The organism is Candidatus Aminicenantes bacterium, assembly GCA_026393795.1.
In the GTDB taxonomy this organism is placed as follows: domain Bacteria; phylum Acidobacteriota; class Aminicenantia; order UBA2199; family UBA2199; genus UBA2199.
Genome location: JAPKZL010000227.1, coordinates 1 through 20,023 on the forward strand (window position 1 = coordinate 1; position 20,023 = coordinate 20,023).

Sequence of the window (20,023 nt, forward strand, 5' to 3'; positions counted from 1 at the left end):
ACGTTTTCCATCGGTTTCGAGGAAAAATCGTACAGCGAACTGCCGTATTCGCGCCTGGTCGCCGAAACCTTCAAGACCGACCACTGCGAAAAAATACTGAGCGCCGATATCCGCGACCTCGTCCTGCAACTGGCCGCCTGCCTGGATGAACCCCTCGGGGATTTTTCAAATTTCCCCACCTACCTGGTCGCCCGCAACGCGCGGGAAAAGGTTACCGTCGCCCTGTCGGGCGATGGCGGCGACGAAATTTTCGGCGGCTATGAGCACTACCTGGCCCAGAAGCTGGCGCGCTTCATCGACGCTCCCCCCTTGCGCCCGCTGCGGACGCTGATCGGAAAATCAATGCGCCTCGTCCCCCCCTCGGCATTGAAAAAGGGGCTGATCAACCGCAGCAAGCGCTTCGCCGAGGGCCTGGGCAACGCGGCCGTCAACCGCCATTTCCGCTGGATGCTCTTCCTGACCGCGCTGCAGAAATCACGCCTCTACACCTCCGCCTTCCAGAAAGAATCCTTCTTTCTTGAGCTGAGCGAGCGCGAGCCATTCGCGTCTTTTTTCAAACGCAGCTCGAAATTTTCGGGGATCAACCAGGACCTCTACCTGGATCTGAAGACCTACCTGGCCGACGACATCATGGTCAAGGTCGACCGCATGACCATGGCCGCTTCGCTGGAGGCGCGCGCCCCCTTGCTCGATTACAAGCTGGTCGAATTCGCGTTTTCCCTGCCGGCGGACTGGAAGGTCAGGAACGGCACGGGCAAGTGGTTCTTCAAGAAAGCCATGGAAGGCATTCTCGACCGCAAAATCCTTTACCGCCAGAAACAGGGTTTTTCCATCCCCATCAAAAACTGGCTGAAAAACGAATTGCGGGAGTTGATGCTGGAAACCCTGTCTGAAGGGCGGATCAACGCCATGGGCTTGTTCAATGCCCGCACCGTGCAGACCATGATCCAGGAGCACCTGCAGAACCGCGAAAACCACTCGCACCGGCTTTGGGCGCTGATGCAGTTTCATCTCTGGTACGACCATTACGGCAAGGGATGAGCGTAGGCGAAGGCCCGGCCGTGCTGGAGTGAACCGTCCATGCTGCACACGTTCCTGATCGTTCTGCCGGCCGTTTTTCTGGCCGGCGTGGTCGATTCGATCGCCGGCGGCGGCGGGCTGCTTTCGGTTCCCGCCTACATGGCCGCCGGGCTGCCGCCGCATGCCGTGCTGGGCAGCAACAAATTCTCATCCAGTTTTGGCACTTTTTTCGCCACCCTGCGCTATCACCAGCACGGGCTGATCGACGTCGGCGTGGCCATGCTCAGCGCGCTGTTCGCCCTGGCCGGTTCTTTCCTGGGCGCCCGCACCGTTCTGCTGATCCATCCCGAATTCCTGCGCTACCTGCTGGTCGTCCTCATTCCGGTCATCGCCGCCTTCACCCTGTTTAATCCATCCCTCGGCCAGCACAATCATTCCCACCGCCAAAGCCGCGGACGCAAATACTCCCTCGCCGCCGCCGCAGCAACCCTGATCGGTTTTTACGACGGTTTTTTCGGCCCCGGCACCGGCACCTTCCTGATCTTGTTTTTTACGGCGATACTGAAATACGATTTTGTCACCGCCACCGCCAACGCCAAAGTCGTCAACCTGGCCTCCAATATCGCGGCCGTGACCGCGTTCATCATCGGCGGCAAAGTTATCTACACTATCGCCGTTCCCGCCGCTGCCGCCGGCATTGCCGGCAATCTGCTCGGCGCCAGGCTGGTCATCAAGAAGGGCGGCAACATCATCCGGCCGATATTCATCCTGGCCCTGATCCTGTTATTGGCTAAGATCGTCTTTGACCTGCTGCGCGGAAGCTAACCTCTTTTTTTACCGGAACGCAGGAGATAAAAATTGGCGCACAGCCTGCCGCCGACCGCGGCCAGCGCGGCGGCTTCCACGCCGATCATGTGCAGTCCCGATATGGCCAACAGCAGCACCGCGGCGATGACCGTCACCTCGATGGCCGTGGCCAGGGTAACCGGCCGCGTGATCTTCTCCTTGACCCGCAATGCACGCTGAAAAGCGAGCAACACTTCCAGTCCCGGCAGAATGCTCATGACCCGGATCGGCAGGATAGCCAGGCGGGTCAATTCCAGCGTCAGCCCCGAGATGCGGTGAAACCATAAGAAAGCCGCCGGCGTGAATGAAATCAGTCCCAAGGAAAGCGAAGAGACGATTCCCAGGAAAAGGGCCAAGGCACCCAGTTTGCGGCGGCTGCCGGGACCCTGGCCGAGCAGGGCGATGGCCGCCTCCTGGAACGAGAGGCCGGCGCTGCGGAAAATGAAGGTCAAGGCGTTTAAGACCGGCAGCAGGGCCAGCGATTCTATCGGCAAGCGGCTTTTGCCAAGAAAAAATGAGATCAACGGGTAAATGGCCAGGGCCAGGACCGAAGTCAGGGCCAGGGGCAGGTAGAACCCGGCCAGGGAGCGATAGCTCATCAACGGTCTGGTTCCACCATCTTTTTCAGGCTCGGCCAGCAACTTCCTGACCAGGTCGCGGGCCATGAAGCGGCTGGCCAGAGCTTCCATGACGACGCCGGCGGACAAGGCGGCGGCCCCCACGCAAGCCCCGGGCAGTTGAGAAAACAGGTCGAGCAGCAAGGCGGTCGCGGCCATCGAACCCAGGCGGACCAGGGTGCCGTAGGCCACCCGGTGCGGCAGATGGTAGCCGATCAGGATGCCCTGGTAGAAGCGACGGTAGCCGATGGCCGCCGGCCAGGGGATGAGGAGGATGGAGGCCAGATGCGTCAGCCGCGCCACCGGCCAGGGAAGCCCGATCAGGCTCCGAGTCAGCCAGAAAAACACCGGCGGCACCAGCACCAGCAGCATGACCAGGGTGATGAGCGCGTTCAGGCCGTTGCTGAAACGCCGCAGCTTGAGAAAGTGAGCCCGGTCCTTGACCAGGACATTCGAAGCGCTGAGCATCATGATGATCGGCGATTCGAAGATCATGGCCAGGGAAAAAGCGACCCCGTATGCGGCCAGGTTGAACGTGGCGTTGGCCAGACGGGCGATGATGGCCGCGATGAACGGCCCCTCCACGCTCATCATCAGCCAGGTGGAATAGAGCGGCAGCCAGAAAGTCGCGATCTTTTTCCAGGTCAAGTCCGGTTTATCGGGACTCATCCGCCAAGGATAACATGACTGTTTCCGGCCGACAAGGATAGTAACATCCATGCCATCCAGGGCGATTCACCGAATCGCCCCTACGACAAAAACAATCTGGCAAAATGAATTCTCAATGGCTTTGCTATGCTCAATATTGTAATTTCAGGGTTTTCGTAGGGGCGTTCCGCTGGAACGCCCTTTTTTTCACCATAAGACAAGATCCCCCACCCGGGTTGACTCCTCGCGATCCGGAGAGTACAATTCCTTTGCCTATGGCATAAAAAACAGATGAAAAAAATTTCTGCGCCTTTTTCCCGCCTGTTTCTGGCCTGCATCTCTATGCCGTTGCTCAGCCGCCTGTGGGGAAAACTGATGCGCCTGCGCAGGCCCCGTTTCCTGGCCAGGAGGATGATCGCCAGATTCAAAAACCACTACCAGATACCCATGGATGAATTCGCGGGATCGTTCCTGGACTACCCTTCGCTGGCCGATTTTTTCATCCGTCCATTTGACCCGCAAAAGAGGCCTTTGCCCGCGGACGGAAGATTCATCCTTTCCCCGGCCGACGGCCAATTGAGCGAGCTGGAGTTCATCACCAGCGACTGCGCCACCCAGGTCAAGGGGAAAACCTATCCGCTCGGCCGTTTTTTGGCCGCGGACATCGATTTTTCGCCAGGCTGGCACCTGGCCATCATTTACCTGTCGCCGCGCAATTACCACCGCTACCACTATCCGGTTTCAGGCCGTATCAGCGGCTGTTTTCACGGCGGCAACCGTTTGTTCCCGGTCAATGCTTTCTCCTGCGCCAACGTCCGGAAACTCTTTATCAAAAACGAGCGCCTGATAACGCGAATCGAATTGAAGGGGAGTTCATTATATGTGGCGGCGGTGGGCGCCACTTTCGTGGGCAGCATCGTCATGGCCTATCTGCCCGACGGCCTGCCCGCCAAAAACGAATGGCGCGAACTTGACATCCCGGTGACGCAGATGGCCGAGATGGGGCGCTTCAATATGGGATCGACCATCATCATGGCAATCCCGGCCGCCCTGGTCGAAGCGGCGGTCGCCGAAAAAGGAGAGCCGGTTCGCGTCGGCGACCCCATATTTAAAATCAGAAGCTGAAGAGGTTAACGGTATCCGGCCCGGTTCAGGTCGGCCAGTGAGGCGAAGGGGTGGGCCGGATGCAGGTAGCCGGCCAGGAACTTGTAGATCTTCAAGCGGATCTCCTTGGCCAGCCTGGTATCGATGCGGTCGAAGCTGTGGCCGCCCGGGGCATCCTTGAATATTTCATACTCGAATTTTTTCCCCTCCACTTTCAGGGCTTGGATCAAATGTTCGACCTCGATCGAGTACACGTCATCGTCGTTGGTGTTGGTGTGGATCAGGAGCGGCGTCTGCAGCTTCTTGACGTGCCAGACCGGCGAACGGCGCTGGTATTCCTTCACGTCCTCGTTGACTGTTTTTCCGATGTGGTAAGGGGCTGCGAACTCTTCGGGATAATCGGGGCTCTGATAGCCCAGGCGCATGACCAGGTCGCTGACCGGGACGCCGGCGAATGCCGCCTGGTAATCGTCGGGATGTTCGAAAATATTCATCAGGGCGATCAGGCCGCCGTGGCTCCAGCCGATAAGCCCGACGCGCGCGCCGTCGACAAATTCATAGTTTTCGACCATGTAGGCGCGGCTGGCGTGGCAGTCGTCGATTTCACGTCCGCCGTAATCAATTCTCTCATAAAAGCCCTGGCCATAGCCGGTACTGCCGCGGTATTCGGGGGCGACCACCACATAGCCCTGGGCCATCAGTTCGCGGATGATGTGGGTATGGTAGGTGGTGAAGTTGGCGTGGACGCCGCCATGGGGCAGCACCAGCAGCGGATATTTGCGGCCGCAGTCGATGCCCTTGGGAATAAAAATGTAGGACCAGAATTTCACCGGGTTTTGGGCGCCCATGGCGGTCGGGTTTTTGATGTTGGCCGGCGGCGGCCCGTACTGGAACACCTTGTCGATCACGGCAACGTCGCCGACCTTGTTGTACCAGAGAATATCGTCGACGGCTTTTTCCAGCTGGTCCAGGCGGTGATCCAGCGCTTCAAAACGCCGCTCGATCATTTTTTGCACCGAAGCATCGTCGCTTTCGCCCTTGCTCAGGGCCGCCAGCGGCAGCAGCAAAGCAAGCAGGCTTAATCCCAGAAGCGCCAATCGATCGTATGAATGGGTTTTTTTGAACATTTTATTTCTCCCGAAAATTGAATTCATCGAAGCCGGGGTCCGCGTAAAATCCGGGCCGGCAGATTGATCAATGCCCGGAGCAGTTCAAAAACACCCTCGACGGTAATGCCCAGCAAACGGAAAGGCAGCGCCAGGAGCCAAATCAACGGATAGAACAAAATGGCCAGCAAAGCCAGCGGCCAGCAGATCACCAGCAATATCAGCCAAAGCAGGAATTTACTCATGAGAATCTCCTTGACTTCAATCCGTTCGCGGCCAAATGGGGGAAACCTCCGCTTGGGACCGTCTTAGGGATTTTTTTATCATACTGTGATAAAATTTACAAACGCCAATGGCTAAGCCAGTTTCAATCCAGAACCTGTTGCCCGGAAAACTGAGTGCCGGAGTCAACCTTTTTCTTGGAATCAGCGCTGGCCGGGACAGACTTTTGGCGGAGTTTATTGCCCAACAATTGGCCGCCATCCGCTCAGGCCACAGCCAGTCCATGCCTCCCAGCTTCGCTTGGACCCGCAAGCTGTACAATTCCCTGCGCATCGATCCGACACGCCATCGGCCTTCATCGGAAGCCCTGTGGCGCCGGCTCCACGGCAAAAATGATTTTCCTGCCGTCAACCCTCTGGTTGACCTGACCAACCTGCTTTCGCTCCGCTTCCAGATTTGCTTCGGGTTGTACGACCTAGCCCAGGTCCAAGGCCCGATCGTGATCACCCTGGGCGATGAGAACGACCGCTACCAGGGCATCGGCAAGGAGATCCTGAATTTCAACGGCCGGATCGTCCTCCGTGATGAGCTTGGCGCATTCGGCAACCCTTCAGCCGATTCCATGCGAACCAGCGTCAGGGAAAACAGCCGGGACATCGGCCAGGTGCTTTTCTTTCATCCCGGAGACCCCCTAAAGGGAGAAATAATGGCCGAAACCCAGGCCGCGTTCAATATGTTTTTTGCCATCGGCGCCAGGCAAACTTTTTTATTGGAAACAAACAACAGTCAAGGGATTTTCCCTAAGGAGAGCCATGCAAAACCAGCGCATCACAGACTCGGTTGCTGAACTTGGGCTGAAAACCGTCATCACTCCGGGCACGGTCATTAGCGGTGAAATCCGCGGCCAGGGCGATCTGCTTTTGGAGGGCCAATTGACCGGGAACATCGATATCGATGGATTGCTGTTCATCGGCAAAAAGGGCAGTTTCAAAGGCGAAGCGCAAATCGCCAACATGGTCATCGAAGGCCGGGTCGAAGGACAGATCCGGGCCAACGACAAGATCGAAATCAGGAGCAGCGGGTACATCCTGGGGAATATCGTTTGTCAAAAAATAGCCATCGCCGAAGGCGCCTTTTTCGATGGCAAGATCAAAACCAGCAAAGGCAAAACCTTGACCCCCGAGTATTTCGTTGAAAAAAGAAAAGACCTGCAGAACGGCCAGGAATCGCAATAGCGGCTTTTTTTTATTTTTGCCAATGCAGCCCGGCCACGAATCCCCCCCGGGCCGGGAAGATATAGAATCCGGCCGCGCTTCGCCGCCGGCCGAAGATCCAGCGGTTGATTTTCTTGAAAGGATTGAGATAGTACAGGAAATAATTTCCCCAGCGCCGGTCTCCAAGGGAGATTCTTTTTTCCCCGCTGTCGGAAAGCGGATCGAGAACATAAATCGCGGCCAGCGAACCGCACAGATCGGCAAGCAGATCCTTGCCCGAGGGGAGCCACATGCTGCCTTCGATCACATATTCCCAGACGATATTCACCGCCTGGCTGAAAAAGAGCGCCCCGCCGTTGCTGTAGCCGCGTTCTTTCAAATACAGGCCCAGCCCGGCAAAACTGAGCGGATGCCCGACATAGTTGATCCAGAAGCTGTTATGATCGCTTTTCCCTCCCAGGATGGCGCTGGTGATGGGGTTCCGGAAATTTCGCCAGACCCTGGCCAGCGACGCTTCGTGAAATATGCGCCGGCGCGTATCGGGAAGGACCAGCACGTAGACGCAGGTGACCGCGGAAACGATCGCCACGTCCTGCCAAAGGCTTATTTTCTCTTTGCCGCTCTCGGCCCGGAGGGGCAGGATCAGCGTAGCGGCCAGCAGAAGCAGCGAAAGTTTTTTCCCCATGCCATCCTATTTTAGCACAAAAAAAGGCAGCGCCGTTACCCTTGACTTTTACTCGCCATGGGGTTAAACTGACAAATCTAGTCTGGCCAAGCTGAGAAATTCCATAAATCAAGGATTATTATGACCGAAAACAAAACTGCCGCTACGAACAAAAATGAAAGTTTTGCCGACCTGCTGAACGCCTCCATGCCCGCGGCGATCACGATCAAGGTCGGCGAAGTGACCGAAGGCAAAGTCATTTCCATCGGCAAGGAAAACATTTTTTTGGATTTGGGGGCGCGCGCCGAGGGCATGCTCGCCAGGGAGGAGTGCATGATCGACGGCCGCTTGACCGTGAAGGAAGACGACTCGGTCCAGGTGCTGGTCAGCGCCTTCAGGGAAGGCATATTCCACTGCACCAGTCGCTTGCGGCAAACCGGCGCCAGCGAGTCGCGGCAAAACAGGGAATCTCCGTCCCGGCTGCTGCTGCAAGAAGCTTTCAATAAGGGTCTACCGGTGGAAGGCAAGGTGAAATCCCTGCAGAAGGGCGGTTTTGAGGTCCATGTCCTCGGTCAAAAAGCGTTCTGCCCGATATCCCAGATCGAAAAAAATTACTGCCAAAATCCGGAAATTCATCTCGATAAAACCTATACATTCCTGGTCATGCAATACGAGGAAGACGGTCGCAACATCGTGGTCGGACGCAAGGAATTGCTCCAGTCGGCGGAGCGGGAGCGATCCCGACAGCGCTGGTTGGAGCTTCAGGCCGGCCAGGTACATGAAGGAACCGTGATTTCCGTGCATGACTACGGCGCGTTCGTCGACATCGGCGGCGTCGAGGGGCTGTTGCATGTTTCGGAAATCTCCCACCAGAAAACTCCAAGCGCCCAGGCCGCGCTGAGCGTCGGGCAGAAACTGAACGTGGTCATCATCAAGCTGGACCAGGAAACGAGAAAAATTTCCCTGAGCCTTAAGGCCTTGCAAGCCGATCCCTGGGTTGCCGCCGGCGAAACCGTCGCCGTGGGTAAGGAATTTCCAGGCGTGGTCCTGCGCTTGAAACCGTTCGGCGCCTTCGTTGAATTGTTTCCCGGAGTGGTCGGGCTGTTGCATATATCGCAACTGGGAGCCGACCGCCGCGTCGCCCATCCCAAGGAAATCCTCGCCATCGGCCAGACGGTCAATGTCCGCGTCTTGGCCGTCGACCTGGCGAAAAAAACGATCTCGCTCACCATGGAGGAAGCCGCGGTGGATTACGGCAACGAGCTTGTCCGGCTCAAGAAAAAGCAGGAAGAGGATTTGAACGCCAAAGCTGGGACGATGGCCGCCCTGTTGGATTCGGCAATCGTCGGGAAAGACGTTTCCACCAGCTAAAAAATATTTCCCTTTTTCAGCCCCGAGCGGGCGTAAATCAGGCGCATGATCTCGGTGGCCGTTTCCTCGATCGACTTGTAGGTAACATCAAGGATCGGCCATTGCCCATGCTCGAACAAGCGCATGGCGAACAGCACTTCGCGGCGAATTTGCTCGATGTCGGTGTAACTGGAAAACGACTCGTTTCTCAGCCTCATCTGCCGCTGGCAGCGGATCACCTCCAGCCGCCTGGGGTTGATGGTCAAGGCGATGATTTTCCTTTGGTCGATATGATGCAATTCTTCCGGCAATTCCTCATTCATGACGACCGGGATATTGGCTACTTTCCAACCGCGGTAGGACAAATAAATGCTGACCGGCGTCTTCGACGTGCGCGAAACACCCAGCAGGACGATTTCGGCGCCGGCGATGCTGGACAGCCCAATGCCGTCATCGTGCTTGATGGTGAAATCGACCGCCTCGATGCGCTTGAAATAGTCGCTGTCCAGCTGGCGGAAAAGTCCGGGCTTGGCCAAGGGTGAAATTTCCAGCAAGTCGGACAACCGGGTCAACACCGGCCCCAGGATATCCACGGTGGGCACACCGTTCATGCGGCCCAATTCCGTTATTTTCTGCCGCAGCTTGGGCGAGGCCATGGTGTAGATGATCACACCGTTTGCCGTCGAGGCGCGCTGGAAGATATCATGGACTTTTTTCAAGGTGCGAACATTGGAAAAGGTCTCCAGGATGATCTGCGTGGTGGTGAACTGGGTCAGCGCCGCCTGGACCACCGTTTCACAGGTCTTCCCGGTGGCATCGGATACGGCGAAAACATAGCGCTTGAACTCTTTGCCGGACTGAACCATGGCCGAACAGTAAAGCCAAGCCGTTGAAAAGTCAACCTGCCGGGCACTCCCGCTTCCCCCGTCTATTTGAACAAAATTCACTATATCTGCTATAATAGAACAACATGTTTAAATTCATCATTCGCAAAATATTCGGCACCCAAACTGAACGCGATTTAAAGCGCCTTCGTCCCAGCGTCATCCGCATCAACGAACTCGAACCCGCCATGCGCCAGATGAGCGACGACCAGCTGCGCGCCAAGACGGACGAATTCAAGAAACGGGTCCAGGACGGCGAGTCGCTCGACGACCTGCTGGTGGAAACGTTCGCCGTCGTGCGTGAAGCAGCGCGGCGCACCCTGAACATGAGGCATTTCGACGTACAACTGCTGGGCGGTATGGTGCTGCACCAGGGCAAGATCGCCGAGATGAAAACTGGCGAGGGGAAAACCCTGGTGGCCACCTTACCCGCCTATTTGAATTCACTTGACGGGAAGGGCGTGCACATCGTCACCGTCAACGACTACCTGGCCAGCCGCGACTCCAAATGGATGGGAAAGATCTACCAGTTCCTGGGCCTTTCCGTGGGCGTCATCCAGCACGAAATGGACGACCAGCAACGCCAGACCGCATATGCCTGTGACGTCACCTACGGGACCAACAACGAATTCGGCTTCGACTACCTGCGCGACAACATGAAATTCGACGTGCAGAGCCTGAGCCAGCGCGAATTCAATTTCGCCATCGTCGACGAAGTCGACTCCATTCTCATCGATGAAGCCCGGACGCCGCTGATCATCTCGGGCCCCACCGAGCAATCCACCTCCTTCTTTTACCGGGTCAACGAATTCGTCGTCCGCATTAAGCGCAGCAAGGAACTATTCGAATTGGACGAAAAATCCAAGACCGTGGTCTTGACTGAAATTGGCATCAGCGAGGCCGAGAAATTTTTCCACGTTGAAAATTTGTACGATCTGCCCAATATGGACCTGCTGCACCAGATCTATCAATCGCTCAAGGCGCACCTGCTATTCAACCGCGACGTCGATTACCTGGTCAAGGACGACCAGGTTTTGATCGTCGATGAATTCACCGGCCGCATCATGCCCGGCCGCCGCTATTCGGACGGCCTCCACCAGGCCCTGGAAGCCAAGGAGAACGTCAAGGTCGAGCAGGAATACCAAACCCTGGCCACCATCACCTTTCAAAACTATTTCCGCATGTACAAGAGGCTGGCTGGCATGACCGGAACCGCCATCACCGAGGCGGCCGAATTCGCCCACATCTACAACCTCGACGTCGTGGAGATCCCCACCAATCAATCATTGATCCGCACCGAGTACCGCGACGTGATCTACGGCAGCAAGGAAGAGAAGTGGGAAGCCGTGGCCAAGGAGATCAAGGACTTGAACGAAAAGGGCCAGCCGGTCCTGGTGGGAACGATCTCCATCGAAAACTCGGAGCTGCTCAGCCGCCGGCTGCAAAGGGAAAGGATCCGCCACGTGGTCCTGAACGCCAAATACCACGAAATGGAGGCCGAGATCGTGGCCCAGGCCGGACGCCTCCATTCGGTGACCATCGCCACCAATATGGCCGGTCGCGGCACCGACATCCTGTTGGGGGGGAACGTCGACGCCCTGCTCAAGGAAGAGTTGAAAAAGAAGGGCTTCAGCCCGGAGACGGCGCCGCCGGTCGTCGCCGAAAAAGCGCGAAAAGAGATCGGCGACCAGGTGACCCGCGAACACGAAACTGTAATCGCCCGCGGCGGTTTGCACATCCTGGGCACCGAGCGCCATGAAGCCCGCCGCATTGACAACCAGCTGCGCGGCCGCTCCGGCCGCCAGGGCGATCCCGGCTCCTCCCGCTTCTACATTTCCCTGGAAGACGACCTGATGAAAATCCTCGGCTCGGACCGGGTGCGCGGGATGCTGGTCAGAGCAGGCATGAGCAACGGCGTCCCCTTGGAAAACCGGCTGGTGTCGCGGGCCATCGAAAACGCGCAAAAGCAGATCGAAGGCCAGAATTTTTCCATCCGCAAGCACCTGCTGGAGTACGACGACGTGATGAACAAGCAGCGCCAGCATATCTATGCGCTGCGTCGCGACATCCTTTTCGGCAAGGATTTCAAGGATTACATTCTCGAGCTCATCGACGATCTGTACAACGAAGTTTTTACTTTTTACATCGATGAAAACAAGGATGCCGACGAGTGGGACTGGGAATCTTTTCAAAAAGAACTCCAGATGCAGTTCGGTTTGGATGCCAAGCAGATCATCGGCGCGGATTACCATGACCTGCCGCCCCTGCTCCTGAAGGAAAACATCCTGGCCGGCATCAAGAAATTTTATGCGGAAAAAGAGGCGGCGATCGGTTCGGGACAGATGCGCGAGCTCGAACGGATGATCATGCTGCAGGTAACCGATTCCCAGTGGAAGGACCACCTGCTCAACATCGACCACCTGAAAGAGGGCATTGGCCTGCGCGGCTACGCCCAGAAAGATCCGCTCATTGAATACAAGAAGGAAAGCTACCAGATGTACGAAGCCCTGCTCAACCGCATCGATGAAGAGATCCTGCGTTTCCTGTTCTTCTTCCGCCCGGTAAGCGACCAGGAGATCGATGATTGGCGCAAAAAAAAGAAAGCCAAGGTGGCAAGCCCCCTGTTCAAAATGCCAGGCAGGAAAAATAAAAGAAGATGAAAGCAAAAGATAAAATCATCGCCGCCGAAGGCCTGACCTTCGACGACGTGCTGCTCGTCCCCGCCTACTCCGAGGTGCTGCCCAACCAGACCGATACGGCCACGATGTTTTCGCGGCATATCCCCTTGCGCATCCCTTTGGTCGCGGCGGCCATGGACACCGTCTCCGAATCGCGGATGGCCATCGCCATGGCCCAGCTCGGAGGCATGGCCGTCATCCACAAGAACCTGACCATTGAAGAGCAAGCTGGAGAGGTGCTCAAGGTCAAGCGCTCCGAATCGGGTATGATCGTCAATCCCTTCACCCTCCGTCCCGACAACACCATCCAGCAGGCACTGCAGCTGGTGAGAGAAAAAGGAATCTCCGGACTGCCGATCGTCGACAAACAGGGAAAACTGGTTGGAATTTTGACCAACCGCGATTTGCGCTTCGCCGCCAACAGCAGCGAAAAAATCTCGACCATCATGAGGACGGAAAACCTGGTCACCGCCCCGGTTGACTTCACCATGGCCGAAGCCAAGCATTTGCTGCACGTCAACCGCATCGAAAAACTGCCGGTGGTCGATCGGAACAATTTTTTAAAAGGACTGATCACCTTCAAGGATATTCTGAAAACTGAAAACTTTCCTTCCGCCTCCAAGGACAAAATGGGCCACCTGCTGGTCGGGGCTGCGGTCAGCACCGGCAGCGACACCATGGAGCGGGTGAAAGCCCTGGTCGAAGCCAAGGCCGATGTGCTGGTTATCGACACCTCGCACGCCCATTCGCGCAAAGTGCTGCAAACCGTCGAAAAAATCCGGGCGGCGGCCGATGGCTTGGATCTGGTCGTGGGCAATATCGCCACGGCCGCTGCCGCCCGCGACCTGCTCAAACTGGGCGTAGACGGCATCAAGGTCGGAATCGGTCCAGGCTCCATCTGCACCACCCGGGTAGTCACCGGGGCTGGAGTGCCGCAGATTTCGGCGATCATGGCCGTGGCCGAAGAAACCGCCGGCAAAGTGCCGATCATCGCCGACGGCGGGATAAAATTTTCCGGGGATGTGACAAAAGCCCTGGCCGCTGGGGCGGATGCGGTGATGATCGGCTCCATCCTGGCCGGAACCGACGAAAGCCCGGGGGAAATGGTCATCTACCAGGGCCGCTCCTATAAAAAATACCGCGGCATGGGCTCACTCGCCGCCATGAAAGCGGGCAGCCGCGATCGTTACTTTCAGGAAGATGAATATTCCGAATCCAAACTGGTTCCCGAAGGGATCGAGGGGCGAGTTCCCTATCGCGGCACGGTCATGAATCTCGTTCCTCTCCTGATCGGCGGCGTCAAAGCCGGCATGGGCCTCACCGGCTGCCATTCCATCGGGGAACTGAAGAAAAAATCGCATTTCATCCGCATCACCCATGCCAGTTTAAAGGAAAGCCATGTTCACGACGTGATCATTACCGAGGAATCGCCTAATTATCGTTTGGATTAGGAGAACCAATGAAAACGAAAGTCCTCGGTATATTGCTGTTGTTGGGGAGCATGGGCATCAACGCCAACGCAGCCAAAGTATCGCAGTTCGGTGCCGGGATACGTGGGGGAACATTCGGTATTCCCAATGCCTTGCTGGACCTGGTATTTTTCGAGCATCCGCAATTAAAGGGAAATTCCTTTGCCTTCGAAATCCATTCCTATGGCAACAAGGGTCCCCAATCGGTTTTCAGTGGCATTTACAGCCTAGAATACAGCCGCATGGAAGGCAATGGCTATTTCCGCAACGAACAATTCAACAACCGTCTGTTTGGTTCCGGCGAAATCACCCAGATCAGTTTTACCGCGACCATTTTGATGCATATTTTCTCGAGTTCTCCGATTCATCCCTATATCGGCGGCGGCATCGGCATCTGCCGGTTCAGTATTTTTGCCGAGGGGTCGTACATGGACGAGCTGGGTACCACCATCCACAAAACCCTGGATAAAAAAATGTTCCTGCCGGTTGGGCATATTCCCATCGGCATCATGGGCAACATCGACAATAAATTCATCCTGCGTGCAGAGGCCGGATTTAAAAACGGCTTTTATTTCGGTGGAAGTATGGTGGTCAACTTCTGAAGCGTCGCGCCATGACCAGACGAAAAGAAATTCCTTCTGCCAAAGGATTTGCTGCGACCGGGAATGCGGTTGACGGAAATGAGCAAAAGCAATATTCCTGAAAAGCTCACCTTCCGGCGCAAGGAAGTGATGCAGCTGGCCAAGCTGGACGGCCGGGTGCTGGATTACTGGGAAAAGGAATTCCCGTTTTTCACTCCGGTGACCAATCAGAGCGGCGAAAAATTTTACAGCCGCCGCGATGTGGAAATCATTTTGAAGATCAAGGAGTGGCTGGGCCGCGATAAATGCGACAAAAACAAGATCAAGGAGCTGCTGCTGCAGAATTTTGGCGAGATTGACTCGGTCAAGGATGCTCCGTCGCCGGGAGCGATCGATCGCGAGAAAGTAAAAAGAATCCGCCGCGAACTGGACGAAATATTGACTTTACTGGCCAAAGATGATAAAAATTGATTGCGTCGGGGCGTAGCGCAGTCTGGTTAGCGTACACGCTTGGGGTGCGTGTGGTCGGTGGTTCGAATCCACTCGCCCCGACTTATTTTATTTTTCTACGGACACCATGAAAACCATTCTATTGACCAACGATGATGGATTCTATTCCAAGGGCCTGAGTTCCTTGAAGGCCATTCTTGAAAAAAAGTACCACGTCTGGGCCGTGGCGCCCGACAGTTAAAGAAGCGCCATCAGCAAGGCCTTGACACAGAATCAGCCGCTGCGCGTCAGCCAGGTCGAGGCGAACGTCTACGCCGTGAACGGCACGACCGCCGATTGCGTCAACATCGCGCTGCAGAAAATCCTTCCCCAGCGGCCCGATTTCATCGTTTCCGGGATGAACCTGGGCGAAAACCTTTCCGAGGATGTTTTCTTTTCCGGGACGGTGGGCGGGGCCTTTTCCGGATATCTTTACGGCATCCCGTCGCTGGCGGTTTCCTTGATCGCCGGGCTGGGCCAGTATCAGCAGCACTCCTTTGAATTCGATCAGGGGGCGGAAATCACGGCCAAGGTATTGGAAAAGCTGCTCGCCCACGACCACGACAATGTCATTTACAACATGAACATCCCATTCCCCAATCGCGGCGAAATCGCCGTGACTTCCCTGGGCAGCAAACGCTACACACCGGACATCGTGGAAAGAACCGACCCGCGCGGCCGCAAATACTACTGGATCGGGACCGGGACGCCGAATTACAGCTGCCAGGAAGGCAGCGATATCTGGGCCGTGCAGAACCAGTATATTTCCCTGAGCATCATCAAGTACGATTTGAATTCCCAGGCGGAGATGGAGCGCCTGGCTTCCGCCTTCCAGCGCTTCAAGCTGTAACTCGGACAGCGGCCCTGGCTATCCCGCCAAAATCTCCCTGGCTTCCTGCAAAAGCGCTTTCGGGACCATGATCTTCACCTTGCCCAGTCCGTCCATGGTGATCCCGAAGATGTGGCCAGCCGATTCGAATTTCAACAGGACCGGGATCTGAAAATTTTCAAGCTTGGACTTGACTATTTCGGCCTCCATGGCGCCTTCCACCGTCAGGAGTTCTTCAAGATCGGATTCCATCATCACGCCTCCAGCCGGCACCGCCAATGCGATCCTAAATGCGTGTCCTTACTTGAGTTTTTCGCGGAAATAGATGAAAAAGACCTGCATGCCCAATTCCCGGCTGTCATTGTTCCCGGGAAACGTCTTGGCGGGCACGAAGACCTTGTCGGTCTCAAAGCGCAGGAAAAATTCATCGCCGGCGCCCATTTGTTCGGGGGTGATGGTATATTCCTTGGAGAACTGGCCCTCCTCGGGGATGAATTCCTCGAGCAGAGAATCATTGATTTTCAAGGTGATCTTTTGGTCGGGGAAGACCGATTTGTTCACTCCGCCCTTGAGGATCAAGGTGCATTCCTTTTTCGGGTTCTCGATGATGCAGACCGATTTCGCCATGGTCCAGCGCCAGCTGCGGTGGAACGAATCCTTGGCGTTGACATCGGTTTCAAGCCCGTTCCAACCCTCGTCATAGACGATTTCAGGCGCGTTGAACGAGGCCGGCTGGATGTTGAGTTTTTTCTCGAACAGGATCAGCGGCTTTTCCTTGTCGGTTGCCTTCAGGTCGTACAAGCCAACGGTCAGCCTTACTTCCTCCGAGCCTTCGAAGTCGACGTCGAATTCGTTCAGGAACTGAGGGATGAACAAGACACGGGAGTATTTTAAATCTTCATTCGCTCCCCAGGCGCTGGTTTTCTTCGCCAGCGCATGGTCGTCCTGGAGGAGCATCTCCTTGCTGTTCACCCGCCAGAAGTGGACGAATACATCGAAGTCACGGGCCAGCTTTTTAAAATCGTTGGCGGTTTTGAATTCATAGTCCATTTTCAGGTACAGGGAATCGGTGACCGATTCGGGCGTGAGCGTCAGCTTCAAATCGATGCCCTGGCGATCGACTCTTTTACTGCAAAAAGAAAGCAACAACGCTATCGGTAAAATCGTTACCATAATGATTCGTTTCATGAAACCTCCTAAGATCTTGTCTAAAATTTAACATAGTTGAGCAAAAAAAGCAAGCTGGCCGATCAAGGCCCGCTGCAACGGACAGCCATTGCGGCTGCCCGTTTTGCGGGCGGGGAAACGAATCAAAAGAACAAAATTATTTTTTCTTTTTGCCTAAATCTTCAAACTCGGCATCGATGACTTCGCCTTCACTGGCGGCAGAATCAGGCCCCGGAGTTTTTTCGGCTTCCGCCCCGGGCTGGGGGCCTCTTTGCGCCCCGGCCGACTTATACATCTCGGTAGACAGCCTGCTGGTCAGCTTGTTGATGCTTTCGATTTCGTCCAGTATCTGCTGGCTTTCTCCCTTTTCAACCACTTCCTTGGCATGCTTGACCGCCGATTCGACCTCACTGGCCATTGATTCGGGAATCTTGTCCTTGTTTTCCTTGACCAGTTTTTCCAAGGAATAGGACAACTGATCCAGCTTGTTGCGGTTTTCAATGGCGTCTTTCTTCTGCTGGTCCTCGGCGCGGAACTTCTCGGCATCCTTGACCATCTTGTCGATTTCCTTTTCGTTGAGCCCGCTGGAGGAGGTGATGGTGATGGCCTGCTGCTTGTTGGTCGCCAGGTCCTTGGCCGACACATTGAGGATGCCGTTGGCGTCAATGTCGAAGGTAACTTCCACCTGGGGAACGCCGCGGGGAGCCGGCGGCAGACCGGTCAAATGAAATTTGCCCAGGGTGCGGTTGTCGCGGGCCATCTCCCTCTCGCCTTGCAGCACGTGGATTTCCACGGTCGATTGATTGTCCTCGGCGGTGGTGAAAATGTCGGTTTTTTTTGTCGGGATGGTCGTATTGCGCTCGATCAATTTGTGCGAGATGCCGCCCAGGGTTTCGATGCCCAATGACAGGGGCGTGACGTCAAGCAATAAAATGTCCTTGGCTTCGCCGCCCAGGACGCCGCCCTGCACCGCCGCGCCGGCGGCGACAACTTCATCGGGGTTGACGCTCTTGTTGCCGTCGCGACCGAAAAATTTCTTGACCAGTTCCTGTATATAGGGCATGCGCGTCATGCCGCCGACCAGGATGACCTCCTTGATATCGGCGATGCCGATCCCGGCATCCTTGATGGCCTGCTTGCACGGGGCGATCGAGCGTTCGATGATGTCGCCGACCAGCTGTTCAAGCTTGGAGCGGCTCAGCTTCATCACCAAGTGCTTGGGGCCCGAGGCGTCGGCGGTCACGAAAGGCAGGTTGATTTCGGTTTCCAGGGCGGTGGAGAGCTCGATCTTGGCCTTTTCGGCGGCTTCCTTCAACCGCTGCAAAGCCATTTTATCCTTGGTCAGGTCGATGCCCTGGTCCTTCTTGAATTCCTCACCGATCCAGTCGATCAGCCGCTGATCGATGTTGTCACCGCCCAAGTGGGTATCGCCATTGGTCGATTTGACTTCAACTATATTTTCGCCGATTTCCAAAATGGAGATATCGAAAGTGCCGCCGCCGAAATCGTAGACGGCGATCAGCTCATCCTTTTTCTTGTCCATGCCATACGCCAGCGCCGCCGCCGTCGGCTCGTTGATGATGCGCTTGACATCCAGGCCGGCGATTTTTCCGGCATCCTTGGTAGCCTGGCGCTGGGCGTCGTTGAAATAAGCCGGCACCGTGATCACCGCTTCGGTCACTTTTTCACCGAGGTAATCCTCGGCCGCTTCCTTGAGCTTCTGCAGGATCAGCGCCGAAATTTCCGGCGGTGAATACTGCTTGCCCTCGATGCTAACCCGGGCATCGTCGTTCGGACCGCTGACTACCTTGTAGGGGACCATCTTGATCTCGTCCCTGACCTCGGAGATGCGACGGCCCATGAAACGCTTGATCGAATAGACGGTATTTTCCGGATTGGTGATCGACTGGCGCTTGGCCACCTGGCCCACCAACCGCCCGCCGTCCTTGGCGAAACCGACCACCGACGGGGTCGTTCGCCCGCCCTCGGAATTGGTGATGATCTTGATATCGCCCTTTTCCATTATCGCCACTGCCGAATTGGTTGTTCCCAAGTCAATTCCTATTATTCTTCCCATAGTTAACTCCTTTCATTTGTTTGAATATAATATAAATCAAATAAACCAATTTGTCAACAGATTAATAATTGAATTGTTATAATTAATTTAGTGTTTCATTGTCAACTTTGAAAGATACGATAAAAAGCTTGTTAACTAGAACAATTATTTATGCCAAACAAAAAAGGGTGATTGTCGGAATTACTTGGCTTCTACACCAAAAATATACGTGTTGGCGGCGACCTGCTTCAGGGAATGATTGAAGTTTCCCCTGGGCAGCAGCCAGCAAACCGCGTACTTGCCCCGGAAATATTTCATGGTCTTGCTGATGGTCTTTTTTAGGGGAAACTCCTGCCTGGCCACGACATTGACCACGATCATCAGCCAATTGACCGAATAATGGCTGATGTTGGAGCCGCCCTTGAGCAGCTGCACCACCGATGGCCCGGCCGTTTTTTTCTTGGCATGACCGAAATCGGGGGCGTCCGCCTTGCCGATTGTTTTCAGTCCGGTATACTTGGGAAACTCGCTTCCCGCCCAGCGGGCCACGACTGCCGGGCTGGAAATTTTCTCGTAATCGCAGTCATAGATATCCATGATCAGTTCAAATTCATCCGTTCCTTTTTCGCGAAAAAAGGGGAAATCCCTGGCAAACGCCTCCGCGCTTTCGATCAGGCGCGGCTGGAAAACTGGAGCATTCTTGGTTGCGGCCGGATTGTATTCGAAGATCTGGGTATTTTTTCTTATTTTTTTTATCTCGGCAAAAGAGCCGCGCGGTAGGTGCCAGCAGATCGCCTTTTCAGCCTTGAAAAAATCGATCGAGGTTTTGATCGCATCGGCCACCGGCAAAAAAGCGCAGGTAAAACAATTGAGGGCCGCCACCTTCCCGAAACGCCGGTAATTGATGGCACTGGTCTCGACGTACTGCACCAATGCGTCCCCTTCACCCAGCTCTTTCCCGGCCTTGATCGGTTCGCCGAAAGTCTTCATCTTGATCGCCGCACATGTTCGGTTGGCCCATCTTTCCACCTGCCCGGCTCCGGGTGCGGCGCGGCCGGGAAGCACGAGATCCATGACAA

At 55.6% G+C, this 20,023-nt stretch carries 19 protein-coding genes, 1 tRNA gene and 1 pseudogene; 12 read left to right on the forward strand and 9 right to left on the reverse strand.

Annotation, left to right across the window (positions count from 1 at the left end):
- A partial coding sequence (locus NTW95_11380) for an asparagine synthase C-terminal domain-containing protein (GenBank protein ID MCX6558008.1) occupies positions 1 to 1,041 on the forward strand: 1,041 nt, incomplete at its 5' end.
- A gap of 39 nt (positions 1,042 to 1,080) precedes the next feature.
- Complete coding sequence (locus tag NTW95_11385) at positions 1,081 to 1,845, forward strand: TSUP family transporter (GenBank protein ID MCX6558009.1); 765 nt, start codon at positions 1,081 to 1,083, stop codon at positions 1,843 to 1,845.
- Here the strand turns inward: NTW95_11385 and NTW95_11390 are convergent.
- Positions 1,842 to 3,152, reverse strand: a complete 1,311-nt coding sequence (locus NTW95_11390; GenBank protein ID MCX6558010.1) for a hypothetical protein — start codon at positions 3,150 to 3,152, stop codon at positions 1,842 to 1,844. The two genes, NTW95_11385 and NTW95_11390, sit on opposite strands and share 4 nt — an antisense overlap.
- 270 nt (positions 3,153 to 3,422) lie before the next feature.
- Here NTW95_11390 and asd point away from each other — a divergent pair, with 270 nt between their 5' ends.
- Positions 3,423 to 4,256, forward strand: a complete 834-nt coding sequence (gene asd / locus NTW95_11395) for an archaetidylserine decarboxylase (GenBank protein MCX6558011.1) — start codon at positions 3,423 to 3,425, stop codon at positions 4,254 to 4,256.
- A gap of 5 nt (positions 4,257 to 4,261) precedes the next feature.
- Here the strand turns inward: asd and NTW95_11400 are convergent, their stop codons facing one another.
- Positions 4,262 to 5,362 carry a prolyl oligopeptidase family serine peptidase gene (locus NTW95_11400; GenBank protein MCX6558012.1) on the reverse strand — a complete coding sequence of 367 codons (1,101 nt, stop codon included), beginning with the start codon at positions 5,360 to 5,362 and terminating at the stop codon, positions 4,262 to 4,264.
- A 23-nt stretch (positions 5,363 to 5,385) separates the two neighbouring features.
- Positions 5,386 to 5,586 carry a hypothetical protein gene (locus NTW95_11405; protein ID MCX6558013.1) on the reverse strand — a complete coding sequence of 67 codons (201 nt, stop codon included), beginning with the start codon at positions 5,584 to 5,586 and terminating at the stop codon, positions 5,386 to 5,388.
- 107 nt (positions 5,587 to 5,693) lie between these two features.
- On the opposite strand from NTW95_11405, the gene NTW95_11410 reads away from it, so the two are divergent.
- Together NTW95_11410 and NTW95_11415 are read left to right on the forward strand one after the other, a co-directional pair.
- A complete protein-coding gene (locus NTW95_11410; GenBank protein ID MCX6558014.1) occupies positions 5,694 to 6,410 on the forward strand; it encodes a phenylalanine--tRNA ligase beta subunit-related protein in 717 nt (238 codons plus the stop codon).
- On the forward strand, positions 6,376 to 6,798 hold the full coding sequence (locus tag NTW95_11415; GenBank protein MCX6558015.1) for a polymer-forming cytoskeletal protein: 423 nt from the start codon (positions 6,376 to 6,378) through the stop codon (positions 6,796 to 6,798). The genes NTW95_11410 and NTW95_11415 overlap by 35 nt, the downstream gene beginning before the upstream one ends.
- Before the next feature lie 10 nt (positions 6,799 to 6,808).
- Here the strand turns inward: NTW95_11415 and NTW95_11420 are convergent, their stop codons facing one another.
- Positions 6,809 to 7,462 (reverse strand): DUF3943 domain-containing protein, encoded by a 654-nt coding sequence (locus NTW95_11420; GenBank protein MCX6558016.1) that lies wholly within the window; start codon positions 7,460 to 7,462, stop codon positions 6,809 to 6,811.
- Positions 7,463 to 7,582: 120 nt separating this feature from the next.
- Between NTW95_11420 and NTW95_11425 the strand changes: the two genes are divergently transcribed.
- On the forward strand, positions 7,583 to 8,812 hold the full coding sequence (locus tag NTW95_11425) for a S1 RNA-binding domain-containing protein (GenBank protein ID MCX6558017.1): 1,230 nt from the start codon (positions 7,583 to 7,585) through the stop codon (positions 8,810 to 8,812).
- Here NTW95_11425 and NTW95_11430 read toward each other — a convergent pair.
- Complete coding sequence (locus NTW95_11430; GenBank protein MCX6558018.1) at positions 8,809 to 9,657, reverse strand: kinase/pyrophosphorylase; 849 nt, start codon at positions 9,655 to 9,657, stop codon at positions 8,809 to 8,811. The two genes, NTW95_11425 and NTW95_11430, sit on opposite strands and share 4 nt — an antisense overlap.
- 104 nt (positions 9,658 to 9,761) lie before the next feature.
- Here NTW95_11430 and secA point away from each other — a divergent pair, with 104 nt between their 5' ends.
- The 6 genes and pseudogenes from secA (at position 9,762) to surE (ending at position 15,742) form a co-directional block, all read left to right on the forward strand.
- On the forward strand, positions 9,762 to 12,335 hold the full coding sequence (gene secA / locus NTW95_11435) for a preprotein translocase subunit SecA (GenBank protein MCX6558019.1): 2,574 nt from the start codon (positions 9,762 to 9,764) through the stop codon (positions 12,333 to 12,335).
- Entirely contained in the window at positions 12,332 to 13,804 is a 1,473-nt protein-coding gene (guaB, locus tag NTW95_11440; GenBank protein ID MCX6558020.1) for an IMP dehydrogenase, read from the forward strand. The genes secA and guaB overlap by 4 nt, the downstream gene beginning before the upstream one ends.
- Before the next feature lie 8 nt (positions 13,805 to 13,812).
- Positions 13,813 to 14,424, forward strand: coding sequence for a hypothetical protein (locus tag NTW95_11445; protein ID MCX6558021.1), 612 nt, complete (start codon positions 13,813 to 13,815; stop codon positions 14,422 to 14,424).
- 78 nt (positions 14,425 to 14,502) lie between these two features.
- Entirely contained in the window at positions 14,503 to 14,874 is a 372-nt protein-coding gene (locus NTW95_11450) for a MerR family transcriptional regulator (GenBank protein MCX6558022.1), read from the forward strand.
- 6 nt (positions 14,875 to 14,880) lie between these two features.
- Positions 14,881 to 14,955 (forward strand) — tRNA-Pro (locus NTW95_11455).
- A 25-nt stretch (positions 14,956 to 14,980) separates the two neighbouring features.
- Positions 14,981 to 15,742 (forward strand): annotated as a pseudogene (gene surE, locus NTW95_11460) (5'/3'-nucleotidase SurE).
- An 18-nt stretch (positions 15,743 to 15,760) separates the two neighbouring features.
- Here the strand turns inward: surE and NTW95_11465 are convergent.
- The 4 genes from NTW95_11465 to NTW95_11480 all read right to left on the reverse strand — a co-directional run.
- Positions 15,761 to 15,976, reverse strand: a complete 216-nt coding sequence (locus NTW95_11465; GenBank protein ID MCX6558023.1) for a DUF2007 domain-containing protein — start codon at positions 15,974 to 15,976, stop codon at positions 15,761 to 15,763.
- A 45-nt stretch (positions 15,977 to 16,021) separates the two neighbouring features.
- Complete coding sequence (locus tag NTW95_11470; protein MCX6558024.1) at positions 16,022 to 16,909, reverse strand: hypothetical protein; 888 nt, start codon at positions 16,907 to 16,909, stop codon at positions 16,022 to 16,024.
- 136 nt (positions 16,910 to 17,045) lie between these two features.
- Positions 17,046 to 18,965: a molecular chaperone DnaK gene (dnaK, locus tag NTW95_11475; GenBank protein ID MCX6558025.1), complete on the reverse strand. Its 1,920-nt coding sequence runs from the start codon at positions 18,963 to 18,965 to the stop codon at positions 17,046 to 17,048.
- 180 nt (positions 18,966 to 19,145) lie between these two features.
- On the reverse strand, positions 19,146 to 20,023 hold an 878-nt coding region (locus NTW95_11480), incomplete at its 5' end, for a hypothetical protein (protein ID MCX6558026.1).